This window comes from Tetragenococcus solitarius NBRC 100494 (assembly GCF_001544195.1).
GTDB classification, from domain to species: Bacteria; Bacillota; Bacilli; order Lactobacillales; family Enterococcaceae; genus Tetragenococcus; species Tetragenococcus solitarius.
The window spans coordinates 1-3,148 of record NZ_BCPY01000074.1; the positions used below are offsets into that span (position 1 = coordinate 1).

The 3,148-nt window shown below is 34.8% G+C and carries 4 protein-coding genes and 2 tRNA genes; 2 read left to right on the forward strand and 4 right to left on the reverse strand.

From position 1 onward, the window contains the following. The first annotated feature begins 74 nt into the window (after positions 1-74). Entirely contained in the window at positions 75-323 is a 249-nt protein-coding gene (locus TS1_RS12860; protein ID WP_068710719.1) for a tyrosine-type recombinase/integrase, read from the forward strand. A gap of 97 nt (positions 324-420) precedes the next feature. On the opposite strand, the gene TS1_RS12070 is transcribed toward TS1_RS12860, so the two are convergent. The 3 genes from TS1_RS12070 to TS1_RS12080 all read right to left on the reverse strand — a co-directional run bounded on the left by TS1_RS12070 (position 421) and on the right by TS1_RS12080 (position 2,268). Then, positions 421-493: transfer RNA gene (locus TS1_RS12070), tRNA-Thr, on the reverse strand. 83 nt (positions 494-576) lie between these two features. Beyond that, on the reverse strand, positions 577-1,218 hold the full coding sequence (locus TS1_RS12075) for an NIF family HAD-type phosphatase (RefSeq protein ID WP_068710720.1): 642 nt from the start codon (positions 1,216-1,218) through the stop codon (positions 577-579). A 132-nt stretch (positions 1,219-1,350) separates the two neighbouring features. Next, on the reverse strand, positions 1,351-2,268 hold the full coding sequence (locus TS1_RS12080) for an alpha/beta hydrolase (protein ID WP_068710721.1): 918 nt from the start codon (positions 2,266-2,268) through the stop codon (positions 1,351-1,353). 168 nt (positions 2,269-2,436) lie between these two features. Here TS1_RS12080 and TS1_RS12085 point away from each other — a divergent pair, with 168 nt between their 5' ends. After that, positions 2,437-2,982: a TetR/AcrR family transcriptional regulator C-terminal domain-containing protein gene (locus TS1_RS12085; RefSeq protein WP_068710722.1), complete on the forward strand. Its 546-nt coding sequence runs from the start codon at positions 2,437-2,439 to the stop codon at positions 2,980-2,982. 87 nt (positions 2,983-3,069) lie between these two features. Here TS1_RS12085 and TS1_RS12090 read toward each other — a convergent pair. After that, positions 3,070-3,143 (reverse strand) — tRNA-Asn (locus TS1_RS12090). Between the last annotated feature and the right edge of the window lie 5 nt (positions 3,144-3,148).

Genomic DNA, 3,148 nt, shown 5'->3' on the forward strand with positions numbered 1-3,148 from the left:
AATAAATAATTGTTTAAAATTCCTCCATTGATTTATAAAGTACATTAGTTGCTTTCAATGAAAAAGTTGGCTTCTTGATAAAAAGCAATGTCAAGCGTGCAAGAATTCAAATCTGTAAGCGTGCTGAAGTTCCCAGCATAACTTTCCATGAACTACGGCATACACACACTACTCTAATGCTTGAAATGAATGAACATCTTAAAATTGAGCAACAAAGGTTGGGTCACGTTAAAGTAGAATCGACTTTAGATATTTATTCTCATGTCAAGCCACAGATTCATCAGGAATCGGCAGAGTGTTTCTCGGATTTTTTTGAAAAATAAAAAGTCGTCCCTTTTTCGTCACTTTTTTCTATAGAGGAATGAATGAATGGTAAAGAAAGTAAAAAAAGAACCTTGATATATCAAGGTTCCCAAGCTAAGCCGTCTGCCGGACTCGAACCGGCGACCCCCACCTTACCATGGTGGTGCTCTACCTGCTGAGCTAAGACGGCAGTTATTTAACACAAAATATAGCTTACCTAAAAGCGCCGTACTTGTCAACCACATTTCATGTTTTTTCTATAAAATTGTCCTCTTATTGAAATACCTCTAACAACTCTATAGGCTTATTGACAACCTTTTGCGCACCTGCTTGTATTAATTCATCTTTATCACCAAAACCATAAAGTACCCCAATACTGTCAATTTTATTCTCTTTAGCTCCAGTAATGTCATGAGCTCGGTCACCAATCATCACTACAGTTGAAAGATCTTCTACTTTCTCTGCTTTTAAAGTATCATGGATAACTGCTTTTTTATCCGAACGGATTCCTTCTAGGTCTGCACCGTAAATACCGTCAAAAAATTTTGTATAGTTTAAGTGATCAATAATTTTCACAGCAAAAAATTCTGGTTTTGACGTAGCAATCAACAATTCATGATTTTGTGCTAGCTGAGTTAAAACTTCCTCTATATCAGCATAAGGTCTAACTTGATACATTCCCTCTTTTTTATATAAAGTACGATAATGATCAACCGCCTCTTTAGCTTCCTCTTCTGTCATACCAGTTTTGATGAAAGACTCAACTAGAGGTGGACCAATAAATGATTTTAATGTTTTTAAATCGAGAGGATTGCGGTTCATCTCTTTCATTGCGTAGTTAAGTGAAGCAAAAATTCCTTTACTTGAATCGATAATTGTCCCGTCTAAATCTAGTAAAATTTTCTTTTTCTTCAAAAGCACTTCAGCTCCTTATTGTTTTCTTCATTTTAGCATAACATTTTATATTTTCAATGAACGAGTTTTTAACATAAAAAAAATCCCTTCAACATTTTTATGATGAAGGGATTGAAAATTCTTGTATTTGTATTAAAGTTTTTCTTTAAAGAACGGTACTAAATCTTTCATAATGGTATCTAACGTTTCTGGTTTGTCGTAGATATCATAATGTGTCGTCTCAGGTAAAATTTTCAGTTGTTTATCCGTCGTTAACGCTTTGTCATATAATTCATAAGCTGTACGATAAGCACCAAATGTTCCTGGAATTTCACCTGCAAAAATAATTAATGGTTGATCTAGCAATTCATCTGCTAAATAGGTGGCATCCCAGCCTGCTACTTCTCCAATATCTGTTACATGATATTTATTTGTACGGTTTGGATGAGGGGCATGTTCTTCATAATAATCCACCGCTTGGATAGTATCGATATCTTCAGCACCGGCTTGTTTACGTTCTTCATGAGAGGTAGGCGAATATTGAGTAAATGCTGTCTCAGCCCCCATTGCTTCTGCTTCACGTTGTTTTGCAACCATGTGTAAAGTATCAAGTGCTGATCTTGGTGACATATCACCTTCGCGGGTTAACATGCCATAATTTGCGCCTGTTAATGTGGCAACAGCTTTGATACGTTTTTCAGTTAGTGCTGCATTGACCGCATAACCACCGCCACCACAAATACCGGCAATACCAATACGCGCATTATCAACCACATCTAAAGTATTCAAAAAATCAATCGCCCACTTCACATCATTTACACGATAATAGGGAACTTCTATATATTCAGGTGCTTGGTGTAATTCACCTTGATGACTCGCATCAAAGGCAAATGTCGCAAAGCCTGCTTCAGTTAGACGTTTTGCATAAAGACTGGAGGTTTGTTCTTTTACACTGCTGATAGGATGCATAACAACGACTGTCGGAAGCGCCCCTTGTACGTCATCGGGTGTCCTTAAAATTCCTGTAGTTTTCACTTCTCTGACAGGGAAAGTAAACTTTTGTTCATTCATGATAAACGACCTCGCTTTGTCATTTTAAATTCACTCTAGCGTTTTATAACTCTTGAGTGTATAATTAAATATTAACAGTTCAATAATAGAATTCAATTCATATGTAAATATATCTGTACCTTATTACACGTCTTTTGAAAAATGGGTTATAAGAAAGGTAAATAATTAATGGAAAAAGAAGATCTACGAGTGAAAAAAACAAGACGTAATATCCATAAAAGCTTTATGTACTTATTCTATAATTACGATTTTGAAAAAATTACAGTAAAAAATATTGCTGAACAAGCAGAAATCGGTCGGAAAACATTTTACTTGCACTATTTGGATAAATACGACTTAGTTGATAAAATCGTCAAAGAAATGTTTGATGAATTGGAAGAAATTTGTGAGCAGAAAAAAGGAACCGGGCTAAAAAAAGGAAGCCAGATTTGGTTTGATTATTTTGATGAACATCGCGTATTTTTTACACGTTTATTTAAAATACCAAATTCAAGTGACTACAAAAACCAGCTAAAAAGGTTGATTGTTCATCAGCTTACTGAAAATGTAGATAAAAACCGTATTGAAAAACATGGATTAGATCTTACTTTATTTTTGCGCTTTTTTGCAAACGGAGTAATTGAATTATTAGATATCTACCTTTCTGAAGAAAAGTATACAAAAGAGCATATCATTAACCAAATTGTTCCTTTATTGGATGAAATATATAAGTAAAAAGGGAATTGCTAGCTGCGATATTATTAAAAAAAGTGACCTAAGAATAAATATTCTTAGGTCACTTTTTGCAACTGTTAATTCAAACTCCGGCAGTAGGACTCGAACCTACGACATCATGATTAACAGTCATGCGCTACTACCAACTGAGCTATGCCGGAATAAA